At 43.4% G+C, this 17878-nt stretch carries 14 protein-coding genes and 2 pseudogenes; 9 read left to right on the top strand and 7 right to left on the bottom strand.

What is annotated here, in order from left to right; translation table 11 throughout:
* Positions 1-22: 22 nt before the first annotated feature.
* Positions 23-2653 (top strand): type VI secretion system ATPase TssH, encoded by a 2631-nt coding sequence (gene tssH / locus AC5JQI_RS09000; RefSeq protein ID WP_493914474.1) that lies wholly within the window; start codon positions 23-25, stop codon positions 2651-2653.
* Positions 2654-2708: 55 nt separating this feature from the next.
* Here the strand turns inward: tssH and AC5JQI_RS08995 are convergent.
* Positions 2709-2924: pseudogene (locus tag AC5JQI_RS08995) on the bottom strand (hypothetical protein); the annotation flags it as partial.
* A gap of 190 nt (positions 2925-3114) precedes the next feature.
* Here AC5JQI_RS08995 and AC5JQI_RS08990 point away from each other — a divergent pair.
* Positions 3115-4195, top strand: a pseudogene (locus AC5JQI_RS08990) (IS1634 family transposase); the annotation flags it as partial.
* Positions 4196-4210: 15 nt separating this feature from the next.
* On the opposite strand, the gene tyrR reads toward AC5JQI_RS08990, so the two are convergent.
* From tyrR to pspA, 6 genes are all read right to left on the bottom strand, one after another.
* Positions 4211-5782 (bottom strand): transcriptional regulator TyrR, encoded by a 1572-nt coding sequence (tyrR, locus tag AC5JQI_RS08985; RefSeq protein WP_493914473.1) that lies wholly within the window; start codon positions 5780-5782, stop codon positions 4211-4213.
* 128 nt (positions 5783-5910) lie between these two features.
* A complete protein-coding gene (locus tag AC5JQI_RS08980; protein WP_493914472.1) occupies positions 5911-7014 on the bottom strand; it encodes a YcjF family protein in 1104 nt (367 codons plus the stop codon).
* A complete protein-coding gene (locus tag AC5JQI_RS08975) occupies positions 7011-8408 on the bottom strand; it encodes a YcjX family GTP-binding protein (protein WP_493914471.1) in 1398 nt (465 codons plus the stop codon). Before AC5JQI_RS08975 ends, AC5JQI_RS08980 begins: the two co-directional genes overlap by 4 nt.
* Before the next feature lie 68 nt (positions 8409-8476).
* Positions 8477-8839, bottom strand: coding sequence for an envelope stress response membrane protein PspC (gene pspC, locus AC5JQI_RS08970; protein ID WP_237386304.1), 363 nt, complete (start codon positions 8837-8839; stop codon positions 8477-8479).
* Entirely contained in the window at positions 8839-9066 is a 228-nt protein-coding gene (pspB, locus tag AC5JQI_RS08965; protein ID WP_092550366.1) for an envelope stress response membrane protein PspB, read from the bottom strand. The genes pspC and pspB overlap by 1 nt, the downstream gene beginning before the upstream one ends.
* Before the next feature lie 103 nt (positions 9067-9169).
* Positions 9170-9841, bottom strand: coding sequence for a phage shock protein PspA (gene pspA, locus AC5JQI_RS08960; RefSeq protein WP_493914647.1), 672 nt, complete (start codon positions 9839-9841; stop codon positions 9170-9172).
* A 216-nt stretch (positions 9842-10057) separates the two neighbouring features.
* On the opposite strand from pspA, the gene pspF reads away from it, so the two are divergent.
* From pspF to fabI, 7 genes are all read left to right on the top strand, one after another.
* Positions 10058-11074, top strand: a complete 1017-nt coding sequence (gene pspF, locus AC5JQI_RS08955; protein WP_493914470.1) for a phage shock protein operon transcriptional activator — start codon at positions 10058-10060, stop codon at positions 11072-11074.
* Positions 11075-11361: 287 nt separating this feature from the next.
* The gene (gene sapA, locus AC5JQI_RS08950) at positions 11362-13074 is read left to right on the top strand and encodes an ABC transporter substrate-binding protein SapA (RefSeq protein ID WP_493914469.1); all 1713 of its coding nucleotides are present in this window, start codon (positions 11362-11364) and stop codon (positions 13072-13074) included.
* Positions 13071-14036 carry a putrescine export ABC transporter permease SapB gene (gene sapB / locus AC5JQI_RS08945; RefSeq protein WP_493914468.1) on the top strand — a complete coding sequence of 322 codons (966 nt, stop codon included), beginning with the start codon at positions 13071-13073 and terminating at the stop codon, positions 14034-14036. Before sapA ends, sapB begins: the two co-directional genes overlap by 4 nt.
* Entirely contained in the window at positions 14023-14910 is an 888-nt protein-coding gene (gene sapC, locus AC5JQI_RS08940) for a putrescine export ABC transporter permease SapC (RefSeq protein WP_493914467.1), read from the top strand. The genes sapB and sapC overlap by 14 nt, the downstream gene beginning before the upstream one ends.
* On the top strand, positions 14910-15902 hold the full coding sequence (gene sapD / locus AC5JQI_RS08935; protein WP_237386342.1) for a putrescine export ABC transporter ATP-binding protein SapD: 993 nt from the start codon (positions 14910-14912) through the stop codon (positions 15900-15902). The genes sapC and sapD overlap by 1 nt, the downstream gene beginning before the upstream one ends.
* The gene (sapF, locus tag AC5JQI_RS08930) at positions 15903-16712 is read left to right on the top strand and encodes a putrescine export ABC transporter ATP-binding protein SapF (protein ID WP_493914466.1); all 810 of its coding nucleotides are present in this window, start codon (positions 15903-15905) and stop codon (positions 16710-16712) included.
* 190 nt (positions 16713-16902) lie between these two features.
* Complete coding sequence (gene fabI / locus AC5JQI_RS08925) at positions 16903-17691, top strand: enoyl-ACP reductase FabI (RefSeq protein ID WP_493914465.1); 789 nt, start codon at positions 16903-16905, stop codon at positions 17689-17691.
* The last annotated feature ends 187 nt before the right edge of the window (positions 17692-17878 follow it).

Below are 17878 nucleotides of genomic sequence, written 5' to 3'. Positions count from 1 at the left end.
AACTACTAGCGCGGGTTATATTATGTCAGAAATCAATCGTTCTGTGCTTTTTGGTAAACTAAACCGGATATTATTCACTTCATTGGAGAATGCCACTGCATTTTGCAAATTGCGCGGTAATCCTTATATCGAATTGGTACATTGGTTACACCAACTGATGCAACAGCAAGGAAATGATCTACAACAGATTATCCGTTACTTTGCATTGGATGACCCCAAACTGAGAAAGGATATTATTGCGGCACTGGATCGCCTGCCGCGTGGTGCCAGCACAATTACTGATCTCTCTGAACACATTGACAGTGCCGTAGAACGTGCCTGGATATATGGTTCATTAAAATTTGGCGTTGACAAAATCCGCAGTTCACATTGGTTGATTGGAATGTTAAAAACCTTCAATCTGCGCAATACGTTGAAAGCCATTTCTCCACAATTTGACCGGATAAATGTTGATACTCTTATAGATAATTTCAATGCTATCTGCGGTAGCAGTGACGAGGCAACAAAGCATAGTGATTCATTGCCCAACAATATTCAGTCAACAATCCAACCTTCCTCTAACAGTGCCTTGCGGCAATATGGTCAAGAGCTGACGGCCCGGGCGCGCAATGGTGATCTTGATCCCGTCTCTGGACGTGATGAGGAAATACGTCAGATTATCGATATTTTGATGCGCCGCCGTCAAAACAATCCCCTGCTGACAGGGGAAGCCGGAGTCGGCAAAACTGCCGTCATTGAAGGACTGGCATTGCGAATTGTGGCAAACGAAACTCCTCCTCCTTTGCAAAATGTCCAACTCTGGTTATTGGATATTGGTATGTTACAGGCGGGTGCCGGTGTCCGGGGAGAATTTGAATCCCGCTTACGCAAAGTGATTGATGAAGTCCAATCCAGTCCAATTCCCATTATTCTATTTATTGATGAAATCCATACCCTCATTGGTGCAGGCGGGCAACAAGGAACCGGCGATGCGGCCAATTTGTTAAAGCCTGCTTTAGCGCGGGGTCAGTTACGGACATTGGGTGCCACCACATGGTCAGAATATAAGAAATATATTGAAAAAGATCCGGCTCTCACCCGTCGTTTCCAGGTTGTCCAAATCCACGAGCCAGATGAAGAGAAAGCATTATTGATGCTGCGCAGTCTGGTGAATTCACTTGAAGAACATCATCATGTTTTTTTACTGGATGAAGCCGTTAAAACGGCTGTGCGTCTTTCTCATCGCTATATTCCGGCCCGTCAATTGCCCGATAAAGCCGTGGCATTGCTGGATACCGCCTGCGCCAGAGTTGCAATTAGCCAACATGCCGAACCACCCCAATTGGAAATCTGCCGTCACCAAATAGATGCATTAAAGATTGAATTAGAAATTACCGAACGGGAATCTAAAATTGGTATCAGCGATCACCTGCGGGCAGAGAACATTCTCAGTCAACTCTCAATGCTGGAAGAGAAGCGAAATCAGATTGAAAATCGCTGGCAGCAAGAGCTTGCTTTGATTGGCAGAATTATTCATCTGCAAACCCAGCTCAACGAGGCTTCACAACAGCAACACAGTGATATCAACGCGCTGCATGCAGAGCTGACAGAACTACATCAGCAATTGCATGCCTTGCAAGAAGACAATCCCCTCATCTTTGCCTCAGTAGACAGCAATGTCGTTTCCGCCGTTGTATCTGATTGGACAGGAATACCTCTCAGTCGCATGGTAAAAGACGAAATTGATGCCGTATTACAATTAGCCGATACACTCAATCAGCGTATTATCGGTCAGTATCATGCTTTGGAATTAATTGCGAAACGGGTACGCACTTCGCGGGCCAGACTGGATGACCCCAATAAGCCTGTTGGTGTATTCATGCTATGTGGGCCATCCGGAGTCGGTAAGACTGAAACAGCACTGGCATTGGCTGAAACATTATACGGCGGTGAACAAAATTTAATTACCATCAATATGAGTGAATTTCAGGAAGCTCATACCGTATCCACATTGAAAGGCGCTCCACCAGGTTATGTTGGTTACGGTGAAGGCGGTGTATTGACCGAAGCAGTTCGCCGTCGCCCATATAGTGTGGTATTACTGGATGAGATTGAAAAAGCGCATCCAGATGTCCATGAGATTTTCTTTCAGGTTTTTGATAAGGGCTGGATGGAAGATGGTGAGGGCCGCCACATTGATTTTCGCAATACTATCATTATCCTGACATCCAATGTTGGTGCCGATTTAGTGAGTTCTCTATGTATACAACAGGACTCCATCCCCGATCCAGAAACACTCGCTGTTACGCTGCGGAAACCATTACTGAAAGCCTTTCCTGCCGCTTTATTGGGACGGTTACTGGTCATTCCTTACTATCCATTGAGCGATGAAGTAATGACGAATATCGTTCATTTGCAGTTGGAAAGGATCAAAAAACGCTTACTTAAAAATCATGATATTACAGCCTTTTTTGATGAGGCCATGATTAAACATATTGTTAGTCGATGTACAGCAATCGAATCAGGAGGTCGGATGGTCGATGCTATTCTGACCAACACTTTACTGCCACAAATCAGTCAACATCTGCTTTCTGCCAGCGCCAGTGGTCAACAATACCATCAGCTACAGGTATCTCTCAAACAGGGTGAGTTTCAATTCCAATTCACGGAATAAAAAACGTGGGATTAAGAGAAACATCCACCATGATAAATTCTCATAATAATGACAGTCATTGTCTCTCCCATACATTACCCACTGGATACTGTTTTAATGAATTTGAAATTATTATCAGACCTGGCTTTACACCTATGGAACAATACACGGCTAATGAAGAAAACAGCAAGGGCCTTGGACAGATATCTGACTGCGTGACACCCAGGTGTTTTGCTCTTTCCCATTGGTCGTCATCGGGGTAATTTTGCACATCAATAGAGAGGTGTTTATCACAATATTAATTATTGGGGGAAACATGACTTTTATTAACTTAAATTATATATTAAACCCGCCATTCCGCACCGCATTCCTGATTTAAAAATAGTGTGATCTTGCCCCTATTTGGGGTCTTTAATACATTGGGCTGGATTGACGGTGGCCGCCAATTTTGATCTATTACTTTTATTTGCCGGAAAACGAATATGTCCACACCAGAACCCATCATTAAACGTCTTGATCATCTTGGTCTTATCGCCGCTTTTTGTCATGAAATCGGTTTGCCCCGCATGATTGATGCCATTATCCCAAAATATTCAGCGCATACCGTCTCTCACGGCGATGCTTTTCTGGCAATGATCCTTAACGGGCTGGGGTTTCACAGCCGGACATTGCACATGTTTTCCGGCTTTTTTCAACATAAGCCGATTACGCGTTTAATTGGCGCGGACATTGAGGCTGAACACCTTAATGATGATGGACTCGGCCGTACACTGGATGCCTTATATAAAGCGGGTGTGTCGGAAGTTTATCAGATTCTTGCTGAGCAATTGATTGATAAATTAGGGCTGAAGCCCGATTCCGTTCATTTGGATATCACGAGTTTTCATGTTGATGGTGACTATGACAGCGCGTTGGCTGATAACACAAAACGCATTGCGTTGGTGCCAGGTTATAGCCGGGATCACCGGCCTGAACTGAACCAGGTTGTCCTTGAACTGATTTGTGAAAATCAGGCGGGTATCCCTGTCTACATGCAGGCCATGAGCGGGAATACGAATGATGCCAAAGCCTTTGCCCAGACTATCAAAACGCATATTCAATGTCTGAAAGCGGCTGTGAGTTCAACTGGCCGATGCCGCACTTTATACTGAAGCCGCTATCTCCTCGCTTCATCAGCAAAAACAACGATTTATTACGCGCGTTCCCTTGACGATCAAGGAAGCTAAACAGCATCTCCGGAACGTGACCGCTGACCAATTCAGCCCCCTCAGTGAAGGCTATTCAGGCTGCTGGGCGACATCATCGTATGGCGGTGTTCCTCAACGTTGGCTACTGGTAAACAGTACGGTGGCGGAAAAACGTGAAGGCCAGACTTTCAGGAAAAATACGCTTAAGGAGACAGAAAAAGAGCATAAACAGTTCGGCAAACTAGGCAAAAAGCCCTTTGCCTGCCGGGAAGATGCCTTACAGGCGCTGCATGATTTTGAGTCTCAATGCCAGTTTATCGGCATCGCATCGCCGGAAATTCAGGCGATTACCACGTATGAATCACAAATGAAGCCTTTTTGCTACCTTAAATTATTCATCATCTTCATGCTCAGCCACATGTTTTTTACCACTTAGGCCATATTCACGTAGTTTATTGGCGATTGCTGTGTGAGAAATACCAAGCCGCTTGGCCAGTTTACGTGTGCTGGGATAATGGCGATAAAGACGGGTCAATACAGAACGTTCGAAACGTTTGCTGATTTCATCCAAAGAACCGACCAAAATATCTTCATTAAATGCCATTTCTGTCTCTAATTCAGGTAACTGGATATCCTGCGGACATAGTTTGTTACCTTCAAATTGAGTCAATGCATGGTAAATAGCATTTCGCAGTTGTCTGACATTACCCGGCCAATGATAACCACACAGAAATTGCTCTAGTTCATGAGAATATTTAGGTTTTACCAAACCTTGTTCTTTTGCAAAACGTACTACAAAATGATCCGTCAGTGGCATGATGTCTGCCTGACGTTCACGTAAAGGAGGCAATGTGATGGTTAACACATTCAATCGGTAGTAGAGATCTTCACGAAACTCCCCTTTTTGTACCAACTCAATTAAGTTCTTTTTGGTCGCACAAATAATCCGAACGTTAACTTTAACTTCATTATCTTCGCCAACACGCCGGAAGGTTCCGTCGCTTAAGAAACGAAGTAATTTAATCTGCATCTGTGACGACATTTCGCCGATTTCATCCAACAAAACCGTGCCGCCATTAGCCTGCTCAAAAAAACCTTTTTTACCTTCCAGAGCGTTCGGATAAGCTCCCGCTGCATAACCAAACAGTTCACTTTCGACAACATCATCTGGCATAGATGCACAATTTAACCCAAGGAAAGGCTGATTTCCCCTTGCACTTCTCAGATGGCAGGCTTTAGCAAATTCATCTTTTCCCGTTCCTGTTTCACCGATAAGTAATAAAGGTGCGTCGAGCATCGCCATTTTACGTGCCTGCTCAACGACATGAACCATTTTCGGGCTGACAGCAATAATTTGCTCAAAAGCACCATCATCACTGACGATTAATTTTTTGGATGATGACTCTGTCGCAGGACGCAGCATAATCACAGCGCCCACACATCTGACAACCTGATTCTCATCCGTTAACTGCATGGGAATAATATCCATCTCATAATTCTGTCCTTTAATGGATAAATGAGTCGAATGCAGTTGATGTTGCTCACTTTCAAGCCAGTGGAGGAAATTATAATTGCTAATTAAGTGGCTGATGTTTTTTTGATTGATCTTTTCTTTGCTGAGATCAAACAGTACCAAAGAGGCTGGGTTGACCAGTTCAATATTGCCTTTCATATCAATAGAAAATATAGGCTCAGGAGCCGATTCCAATAGTGTCCACATCGCCCTGTGTTCTTTCTCTGACGGCATGAAAGCAACCGTCCTGACATCAATCACATCATTGATACGGCGAATTTCTGCCATCAATAAACGAAAAGTGTTGAAATCAACTTGAGTAAAATTAAGGTAAATACGACGTGCAGGAGAAATCTCAATTCCTTTCAGGTCAATATTTCGTAAAAACAGTAAATCAAGTAACTCGCGAGTTAACCCAATTCGATCCTGACAAGTAATTTCCAATCGCATTGTTCTGACCTTATTTACATGCTGTTCGTAACCGACTGAAATATTACCTGTTAATGTGCAATAGATGAAGCCCTTGTCAGTAAAAGTTTACAATAAATTAAAATGTCAAGCAGAAATGACAGCGGACATTATTTAACCACTGCGCTATTAACTGTTTCTTCCACTGAATTTTTAGTCTTGGTGGAGGATATGTTTTTCATCGATAACGTACTTTTAAGCTGAGTGAGTAATTGGTGACGAAAATCACCCAACTTTGGTTTATCTCCATCAATCCACGGCAAAGGACGACATAATTCCATCGCTTTAATACCCAAACGAGCCGTAAGCAGCCCCGCACCGATCCCTTGAGCCGCACGTGTAGAAAGGCGAGCAGTAATGTCTTGTGATAACCAATCCATACCAACTTCCCGGGCTAATTCCGACGCTCCCGCAAAGGCAATATTCAGCAAAACTAACCGAAAAAGACGAATGCGGCTGAAATAACCTAATTCAATCCCATAAAGTGCCGCAATGCGATTAATAAGGCGAATATTTCTCCACGCAATAAAGGCCATATCCACAATAGCCAAAGGGCTGACAGCAATCATCAACGCAGATTCTGCTGCTGAACGGCTAATCTCTTTCTTGGCTTGTGCGTCCAATACAGGCTGAACCAATCTGCTGTATAACATGATGATTTCACGATCGTTATGTGTGTTATGTACAGATGCCTGCCAACGCTGTAATGCCGGGTGCTGCTCAATTCCGGCTTGTTCTGCCAGTTTTTCACAAAATTGGCGTCCTTTGCCAATACCATGACTTTGCAATAAGATTTTCGCCGTATCCCGTTCTTCTGTACGTTGGCGTAAATAGTAGAGACGTCGCCATTCCCGTATCACGGTACCTATTCCGGCAAAAACAATCATGCTACCTGCGGCAGCAACACCCAATTCAATCCAATCATGCTGCTGCCACGATTGGTATATCCATTGAATAAACTGGGCGATAACGCTGACACTCAGTAACAATACTGCACTGGAAAATATTTTTCGCCAAAAACTACGTTGGGGTTTCAGGGCTGCATTCACTGCGCCTTCAAATTCCCCTTCCTGCTCCTCTGCTTCCAGCTCTGGTTGGACTGGATAAAATTTCTTTTCTTGCTCATTAAACTCTTTTTTCGATTTTAATGATGGTGCTGGCGATGTTTGCACAAAATCATCAAAATCAATTCTCGGTTTCAAAGGCTCAGTCATGTTAATTTGTCTCCCAGAAGAAATTCCATCGCACTGTCCATGCGAATATGGGGTAACGGAGTGTCAACATTAACTTGTTTTGGCCGGAATGATTCAAAATTAAACCCTTGTTTCTGCCAAAATTCATTACTCGGCAAACGCTGTGGTATATCTCCCGGATAAAACGTCAGTAATTTATCATCTGACAAACGGTTACCTTTAATGGCTGGGTTTTTTTCACCATTATGAATTACAAGGCCACTTTCTGTTGCCTGAACAGACGCCAAACCTACACAATCCATGCTAATCCCTTCAAATGCCGCGTTCTGCCATGCTTCCTGAACTAATTGCTGTAAAAGAGAAACAAGATTCGCATGCTGATCTACCGTAATATGATCAGCTTTGCTGGCAGCAAACATCAATTTATCAATACAAGGTGAAAATAAACGCCGGAATAAAGTGCGCTTACCATAGTGGAAACTCTGCATAAGTTGTGTCAATGCCAGTCGCATATCGTTAAATACCTGCGGACCATTGTTTAATGGCTGTAAACAATCCACCAGAACAATTTGCCGATCAAAACGGAGAAAATGTTCTTTATAGAAACCTTTAACAATATGCTCACAGTAATAGGCAAAACGTTCCCGCAACATACCAATATTGGTATGTTTACCCGCTTTTGCTAATTGAGGCTCACCTATATGGTCAATATTTGGCCATGGGAAAAATTGCAATGCCGGCGCTCCCGCTAAATCGCCCGGCAATATAAATCGCCCGGGTTGGATAAAATGTAAACCTTGTTGTTTGCACTGGTGTAGGTAATCTGTATAAGCCTGAGCGATTCTGGCAAGCAAATTTTCATCGGCAGGGGCCAATGGGTCGCATTGTTTGCATAATTCCAACCAAGTTTTAGCCCAATTCGCTCTTTCTCCTTTGAGTAGCCCGCCCATCTGCTGTGACCATGCCAAATAATTTTGTTCCAGCATAGGCAAATCCAACAACCACTCTCCCGGGTAATCAATGATTTCCAGATAAAGAGTGGAGGTTTCTTTGAGATAACGAAATAAGGAATCTTTCGATCGATAACGCAATGCCAAGCGAATTTCACTTACTCCACGTGTCGGTGTCGGCCAATATGGAGGAGTATCGTATAAAGCTGAGATGTTCTCATCATAGGCAAAACGGGGAACACCAAAATCACGCTGTGGCACTCGCTTTACACCAAGTAGTCGTCCATCTCTCGTGGCAGAAAACAGTGGCAATCTGGCACCACTGTGAACATGAAGTAGCTGATTAACCAAAGAAGTAATAAACGCAGTTTTCCCACTGTGGCTTAACCCTGTTACCGCCAGCCGCAAGTGGCGGTCCATTCCACGATTAACAAGCGCCGTCAGTTCGTTTTGCAACCGTTTCATGTTTCTCCTAAATGGAATACCGTGACGCTTCTAGCGTATTGAATTGATGGTTTAACGTTGTGCAAGGTCTAAAGTTGGCGAAAACGACTGCGAACATTATAAGTATCAGAAGTAATATAGCGTTCCATTTGACGCAAGCGTGCTTCGCCTGCCCTCAATTGGTAATCGATATCATCCAACATGTTCTGTACTGACGGGCCTCTATTGCCTTCCTCTGCGGAATATCCCGCAGGCGCGGGATCCATAACAAAGGTCAAGATAATATAAGCCAGTACTGTTATGCCAAATAGACCAAAGAACAGCGACAATACCGTGATGGTACGGATAAGCGGAACAGGCACATCAAAATAGTTTGCCAGCCCGGCACAAACCCCTTTAACCATTCCCTGCTCTGGCAGACGGTAAAGTTTCCGGTTGTATGTATTCGACATTATGACTGTCTCCAGTTTGGATGCTCTGTATCGAGGATATCTTCCAGCGTTTTGATCCTTTCCTGCATACGCTGAGCATTCTCTGTCAATTGTTCTAACCGCTGAATTTCATTGCTCCCTAACTGACCTCGATGACTATTCTGGTTGCTATAATGCAGCCACAACCAGATAGGTAAAACAAAAAGTACAAAAATGATCAGCGGAATTCCAAGAAATATATAGCCCATTAGCTTTCCTTAGTTTTGCATGACATTTAATTGAGCATGACATCATGACATCATGACATATAGTACATAGTACATGACATTCCATCATGCATGACCTATGTCATTATTGTGAGTCTTTAATACTCATTTTAGCTTTAAGGGCTGCAAGCTGCGCACTGATTTCATCATCCGCTTTCAATTCTGCAAATTGTTGATCAAGCGATTTTTGTTTACCCAATCCAACGACTTCTGCTTCCGCTTCCATATGGTCTATACGACGCTCAAACTGCTCAAAACGTGCCATTGCTTCATCTATTTTACCACTATCCAGTTGGCGGCGGACTTCACGGGAAGATGCCGCGGCTTGATGACGCAAAGCCAGTGATTGTTGCCTGGCTCGTGTTTCTGTCAATTTATTTTCCAGTTCAGTCACTTCACCTTTAATGCGCTCAAGGGTTTCGTCCAAAACCGCCAACTCATTTGTCAGTGTTTCAACCAAACTGCTAACTTTCTGTTTTTCAATCAGCGCCGCGCGGGCTAAGTCTTCTTTGCCTTTGCTAAGTGCCAATTCTGCTTTTTCCTGCCAGCCATCGATTTGACTCTCACCCATACTGATGCGGCGTAGAAGCTGTTTTTTCTCTGCCAAAGTACGGGCTGAAGTTGAGCGGATTTCCACCAATGTGTCTTCCATCTCCTGAATCATCAAACGGATCATTTTCTGAGGATCTTCTGCTTTATCCAGCAGAGAAGAGATATTTGCATTCACGATATCAGCAAAGCGAGAAAAAATACCCATAGTCATAAACCTCTTTCATTAGAATGTATATACGTTATGCCTGTGTATTGTTAAAAAGGATACAAGATACACGGTAAGGCATTTAACTAAATACAAGATACATGCCAATTTTTATATTTTAATTATCTGATTGAAATAAATATAATAATTTCCATTTGTTTTTTTACCACAATGGTTTAATGTGGTTAAATTGACCAACTATTGGCGAAAAATACCATGTCTCAGTTCATTGATAACCTATTAGGTGAAGCAAACTGTTTTATTGAAATTCTGGAACAAGTTTCCGCTCTGGCAAAGTTGAATAAGCCTGTTTTAGTTTTAGGAGAACGAGGAACAGGCAAGGAACTAATTGCACGCCGTTTACACTATCTTTCTCCTCGTTGGCAAGGGCCTTTTATCTCCCTGAATTGTGCTTCTCTCAATGAAAATTTACTTGATTCAGAACTCTTTGGGCATGAAGCCGGTGCATTCACTGGTGCCCGTTCAAAACATCAAGGACGTTTTGAACGAGCAGATGGTGGAACGTTATTTCTTGATGAGCTGGCTACAGCTCCTATGCAGGTACAGGAAAAATTGCTGCGTGTCATTGAATATGGGCATCTGGAACGCGTGGGTGGCAGTCAGTCACTACAAGTTGATGTGCGTCTGATTTGTGCAACTAATGAAAATTTGCCTGCAATGGCCAATCGTGGAACCTTCAGGGCTGATTTGCTCGATAGGATTGCATTTGATGTAGTACAAATTCCACCTTTACGTCAACGGCAACCAGATATTATGTTATTGGCACAACATTTTGCGATTCAGATGTGTCAGGAATTAAATTTGTCATTCTTTCCCGGGTTTACCAACGAAGCCAAAAAACAGTTACTGTCTTATCACTGGCCCGGTAATGTCCGCGAATTAAAAAACGTGATAGAACGTTCAATTTATCGGCATGGCGATAATGAAAATGAATTAAATACTATTATTATCAATCCCTTTTTACCATCACAGAAGCTTACTCCCTCCCCTTTTATCCCATTATCTACTGATGGCGCGACCGATAATGACCTTCCCAAATTACCGCTCGATTTAAGACAATGGCAAAATGACAGTGAAAAGCTTTTGATTATGCAGGCATTGACAGAAAGTCAATTCAATCAGAAAAGAACGGCTGACAAACTCAATTTGACTTATCACCAACTACGTGGATTAATCAAAAAACACCATATCAATATTCATGTCAGCGAATAAATGAGAATCTGTCAGGAAACGATAGATAAAAAAGTAGCCGGCACCCGAGCCGGCTAATAAAATACTGGAAGCAATGTGAGCAATGTCGCGCTTTACTTGAGATTACAGACTTGATATGACAAGAGAGTCTCCCCCGAAAGCACAATCAAATGATAATACTTCTCAATGCGATTTGTAAACACTTAATTGAGAATAACTCTCACTATCGTGATCTGACCGTTGTTTTTGAGCAAAAAGCGTTAATTAAGTTACAATAGCCAGACTCTCTTTTATGACTGACGTTTTATATGCGCTATTTGATTTACTGGATAATATTCTTGCTTTCTTCTCCCACTCTGTCGGCTAAGGATGCAATTCCAGAAACTATTAAGCTGATTCCAGAATCCAGAAACACCACAGCAGGAAATCTGTCTCATATCTCGGCAGCTCTACGACAAAATGGCTTCATTTATTGCGTCAACGGTAATCTGAATACGTTTAATCCACAAATGGCCATCAGTGGCTTAATCGTAGATACTCTTGCTGCACAGATTTACAATCGTCTGCTGGGGGTGGATCCACTCACTTATCGTTTAGCCCCAGAACTGGCGACTCACTGGCAAGTGCGTGACAATGGAGCGACCTATCGCTTTTATTTGCGCCATAATGTTGCTTTTCAGTCAACCGATTGGTTTACACCGACTCGCACAATGAATGCTGACGATGTGGTTTTCAGCTTCCGCCGCGTTTTCGATAAAATACATTATTATCACTATGTTAATGGTGGTCATTATCCCTATTTTGATAGTTTGAAATTTGATAATGCTGTTCAGGATATTCGAAAAATCGATGATTATACTGTCGAATTTCGCCTTCGTGCCCCTGACGCTTCTTTTATATGGCATTTGGCAACCTATTACGCACCTATACTATCTCAGGAGTATGCTGAAAAACTGCACCAAATGAATCGGCAGGAACAGATAGATTGGAAACCTGTTGGAACCGGGCCATTTATGCTAGAAGATTATCATTCAGAACAGTTCATCCGCCTTGTCCGTCATGATAAATATTGGAGAGGTAAACCGAGCATGGAACAAGTTGTCGTAGATACTGGCGGCGGAGGAACAGGCCGAATTTCAAAACTGCTCACTGGGGAATGTGATGTACTGGCCTATCCTGATGCCAATCAGTGGAATATTTTACATGATGATCCAAATCTGCGTCAGACTCTTCGGTCAGGCATGAATATTGCCTACCTTGCATTTAACACCAGTAAACCACCGCTGGATAAATTGGAAGTCCGTCAGGCCATTGCTTATGCCATCAATAACCAACGCCTGATGAAATCCATTTATTATGGCACGGCTGAAACAGCAGCATCGATTCTGCCACGCGCATCGTGGGCATATGATAATCGTGCCGAAATCACCGAATATAATCCTGAAAAATCCCGCAAAATATTAAATGAGTCGGGATTAAATGGTTTGGAGTTAACATTATGGGTGCCAACTTCATCACAATCCTATAATCCCAGCCCTCTGAAGATGGCAGAACTTATTCAGGCGGATTTGGCACAGGTTGGGATTAAAATATCCATCCGTCCCGTTGAAGGGCGTTTCCAGGAAAGGAAGCTGATGGATAAAACCCATGATATGACGTTGGCAGGCTGGTCTACGGATAGCAACGATCCCGATAGTTTTTTCCGGCCATTACTAAGTTGCGCCGCCATTGCCTCCCAGACGAACTTGAGCCGTTGGTGTAATTTGGCTTTTGATGATGCAATTCATCAGGCGTTGTTGAATCAACAACTCGCGTCACGCATTAAAAGTTATCATATTGCCCAAGAAATCCTTGCACAGCAGTTACCTGTACTACCACTAGCTTACTCAATGCGCTTACAAATATTTCGCTATAACATTAAAGGACTGGTTCTGAGTCCCTTTGGCAATAGCTCTTTTGGTGGAGTTTACCGCGAACAGGAAACAACTGCTCCTGCTGAAAATAAGAGAGGAAGCAAATGATCATCTATATCTTGCGTCGTTTGCTGCTTCTGATGGTGACGCTGTTTTTTCTTTCATTAATCAGTTTCAGCCTAATGTACTTTACACCGCATGGTCCTTTAAGTGGTGCATCACTGACTGATGCCTATATATTCCATTTCCGCAGCCTGCTTCAGTGGGATTTTGGCATTTCCAACATTAATGGTGAGCGGATTATTACGCAGTTATACGGGGTGCTCCCGGCAACGATGGAGCTTTGTATTCTCTCTTTTTCCATTGCGTTGCTGCTAGGTATCCCTTTGGGAACTATCGCTGGTGTCTGGCGCAAGAAAAAAGTGGATACCATTATCAGTACGTTCGCCCTGTGTGGTTTTTCAATTCCTATATTCTGGTTGGCTCTACTACTAACCCTTCTCTTTTCACTTCATCTGGGATGGTTACCCGTTTCCGGACGATTTGATTTACTCTACCGGATGGAATCAGTGACAGGTTTTGCACTGATTGACGCATGGTTGTCAAAATCACCTTATCGTAATGAGATGATCATGAGCGTTATTCTGCATATGATCCTGCCTGTGATCACTCTTGCCGTTGCTCCCATGACTGAGGTCATTCGGTTGATGCGCAACAGTACTGAAGAAGTATCAGCCTCAAATTATATGAAATCAGCAGCGACACGCGGGTTATCACGGCTGACGATCATTCGCCGCCATTTATTGCACAATGCGCTGCCTCCTATCATTCCCAAACTGGGGCTACAATTTTCAACCATGCTTACATTGGCTATGGTGACAGAACAAATATTTAACTGGCCCGGTTTAGGGCATTGGCTAATCAGTGCTATCCGCCAACAGGATTATTCAGCAATTTCAGCGGGTGTAATGGTGATAGGAACTTTGGTTATTTCAGTTAATGTACTGACAGATATTATTGGAGCAATGGCTAATCCCCTGAAGCATAAGGAATGGTATGCCCTTAGATAACGTTTACCGGGAAAAGAAAATGCCTTCGCCATTAAAAGTCATCTGGCGATTTTTCTATTCTGACATATTGGCAATGACGGGTTTTTATGGGGTACTGGTTTTAATTGCCTTAAGCTTATTGGGAAACTATCTTGCTCCGTATCGGCTTGATCAGCAATTTTCAGATCAGCTTATGCCTCCTTCATGGTCGCACCACGGCAATGTCACCTTTTTCCTCGGAACTGACGATTTGGGACGTGATACCTTCAGCCGCCTTCTGATTGGAACTTCTTCCACCTTCGGATCTGCATTGATTGTGACCGCTGTGGCTGCCATTGTGGGTTTAATTATCGGTAGTCTGGCCGGAATGACTCATGGATTGAAATCTGCCTTCCTGAACCATATTCTTGATACTTTGCTCTCCATTCCTTCGCTGCTGCTGGCTATTATTGTCGTTGCTTTTGTTGGGGCCAGCCTGCAACATGCTATGATTGCAGTCTGTCTGGCACTACTGCCAAGAATAGTGCGCACTATTTATACTGCCGTGCATGATGTGCTGGATAAAGAATATATTATTGCGGCACGTCTGGATGGTGCTTCAAATTATCATATACTGCGCTATGCTGTTTTCCCCAATATCACCGCAGTGATAGTAAGTGAATTAACCCGGGCGCTCTCTATTGCTATCCTTGATATTGCGGCATTGGGATTCCTCGATCTTGGTGCGCAACTGCCATCACCTGAATGGGGAGCCATGCTGGGAGATTCATTGGAATTGATCTATGCTGCACCATGGACTGTTATGTTGCCCGGAGCCGCAATTATGCTTAGCGTCCTGCTGGTTAATTTACTGGGTGACGGCTTGCATCGCGCTATTAACGCAGGAGTCGAATAATGCCATTGCTTGATATTCGAAACCTCACCATCGAATTTATGACGGCAGAAGGTCCCGTCAAAGCCGTTGACAGAATGAGCATTTCACTAATAGAAGGTGAAATACTCGGGTTAGCGGGTGAATCCGGTTCAGGAAAAAGCTTGATTGCCAAAGCAATATGTGGTGTTACAAAAGATAATCTGAAAGTTACCGCAGATCGTTTTCGCTTCAATGACATTGATTTATTACGCTTAACACCGCGGCAACGTCGTAAAGTGATTGGTCACAATATTTCAATGATCTTTCAAGAACCGCAATCATGTCTCGATCCATCAGAAAATGTTGGCAAACAGCTTATCCAATCTATTCCTGGATGGACATATAAAGGTCGTTGGTGGCAGAGATTCAATTGGCGTAAACGTCGTGCAATTGAATTGCTGCATCGTGTTGGCATCAAAGATCACGATGACATTATGCACTGTTACCCTTATGAATTAACAGAAGGGGAATGCCAAAAAGTGATGATTGCCATTGCTCTTGCCAATCAACCAAGGCTGCTAATTGCAGATGAACCCACTAATGCGATGGAGCCAACCACTCAAGCACAGATCTTCCGTTTGCTATCGAGCCTAAATCAGAATAACAACATGACCATTCTGTTAATCAGTCATGATCTGCAAATGATGAGTAAACTGGTTAAACGCATTAATGTACTATATTGCGGCCAGACGGTAGAAAGTGCGACACCGGATGAATTGCTGGTGAAACCTTATCATCCCTATACACAAGCACTGATCCGCTCAATTCCTGACTTTGGCAGCCCGTTACCACATAAGAGTCGGCTGAATACGCTGCACGGAGCCATTCCATCATTGGAGCATCTGCCGGTGGGATGCCGTTTGGGACCGCGTTGCCCCTATGCCCAGAAAACCTGTATTGAAACCCCGCGCTTACGGGTGATTAAGAACCATACATTTGCCTGCCATTTCCCCTTGAACATAGAGGAGCCGTAAGTGTTTGAAACATTGCTGGAAGTCAAAAATCTGACTAAAACATTTCGCTATCAAACCGGGCTATTCCGCCGTCATCATCTTGATGCAGTAAAACCCTTGAGTTTTACCCTACAGCCTAAAAAGACACTGGCTATCATTGGTGCTAATGGTTCCGGAAAATCCACATTGGCGAGAATGTTATCAGGGGTCATTGAACCGACATCAGGTGAGATTCTGATTAACAGCCATAAGCTGACTTATGGAGATTACAGCTATCGCAGCCAGCGTATTCGCATGATTTTTCAAGATCCCAGCACATCGTTGAATCCCCGCCAACGCATTGGTCAGATTCTGGATATGCCGTTAATTCTCAATACAGAATTATCCCCTGCCGAGCGGGAAAAGCGAATCAACCAGACGTTGCGCCAAGTTGGTTTATTGCCGGATCACGCCAACTATTATCCACATATGCTCGCCTCCGGGCAAAAACAGCGGGTAGCTCTGGCGCGGGCACTGATATTACAACCACAAATTATTGTCGCAGATGAAGCATTGGCTTCCCTTGATATGTCGATGCGCTCCCAAATCATCAACTTAATGCTGGAGCTACAGGAAAAACACGGTATTTCTTATATCTATGTAACCCAACACCTAGGTATGATGAAACATATCAGTGACCAAGTGCTGGTGATGCATCAAGGAGACGTTGTTGAACGTGGGAATACAGCCGAAGTACTGGCTTCTCCGCTGCATAATATTACACGCAAATTGATAGCCAGCCATTTTGGTGAAGCATTACCCGCTGAAGCATGGCGACAGGATATCATCTAAAATTGTAATTTTGACTGGATGTATTTTATTCACTGATCGGAACAGCGTGTGAAACTCACCACATTTCTTTCCGGCATGATAGAATCGTCCCCGTTTATTAACAATAAACACCATAGTTATATTATGGGTATTATTTTTGTCACTCTATGACTATTGGTGTTTGCTCACAAAGAACAATAAGGATACTGCTATGGGTTTCATGACCGGCAAGCGCATTCTCATTACTGGCGTCGCCAGCAAACTGTCTATCGCTTATGGAATTGCCAAGGCAATGCACGATCAAGGAGCAGAGCTGGCTTTTACTTACCAAAATGACAAATTGAAACCTCGTGTCGAAGAATTCGCCGCATCACTGAATTCTAATATCGTTCTACCGTGTGATGTGGCTGAAGACAAAAGTATCGATGCATTGTTCGTTGAACTGGGTAAAGTATGGCCTAAATTCGATGGTTTCGTTCACTCTATCGGCTATGCGCCGGCTGATCAGCTTGATGGTGATTATGTTAACGCTGTTACCCGTGAAGGCTTCAAAATTGCACATGATATCAGTGCATATAGCTTTGTTGCGATGGCGAAAACATGCCGCCATATGCTGAATCCTAATTCTGCCCTGCTCACCTTGAGCTATCTGGGTGCAGAACGTGCGATCCCTAACTATAACGTAATGGGTCTGGCTAAAGCTTCCCTCGAAGCGAACGTTCGTTATATGGCAAATGCGATGGGTGTTGAAGGTATCCGCGTTAACGGTATTTCTGCTGGCCCAATCCGTACTTTGGCAGCATCTGGTATCAAAGACTTTCGTAAAATGCTGGCACACTGTGAAGCAGTTACGCCTATCCGCCGCACTGTAACGACAGAAGATGTCGGTAATGCGGCTGCATTCCTGTGCTCTGATCTGTCTGGTGGTATTACAGGTGAAATCCTGCACGTTGATGGCGGTTTCAGCATCGCAGCTATGAATGAGTTAGAACTGAAATAATCTCACACTCCAATAGCTGATTGATCTATCAATAAGCCCGGCAAGATAATCTCATGGCTGGGCTTATTTTCTTCCCTTCTATCCCGTCATCTTTCAGTTGCAGTTTTGTTGGATTAAAAATTTCTTATTTTTAATCATTATTGAATTAAAATATCGCTTTGTGCTTGAAATGCGGTTCAATAAGATA

The organism is Xenorhabdus sp. XBWT (genome assembly GCF_059072735.1).
The sequence above is the reverse complement of the archived record's forward strand: the minus strand, read 5'-3'. Positions and strand labels throughout refer to the sequence as shown.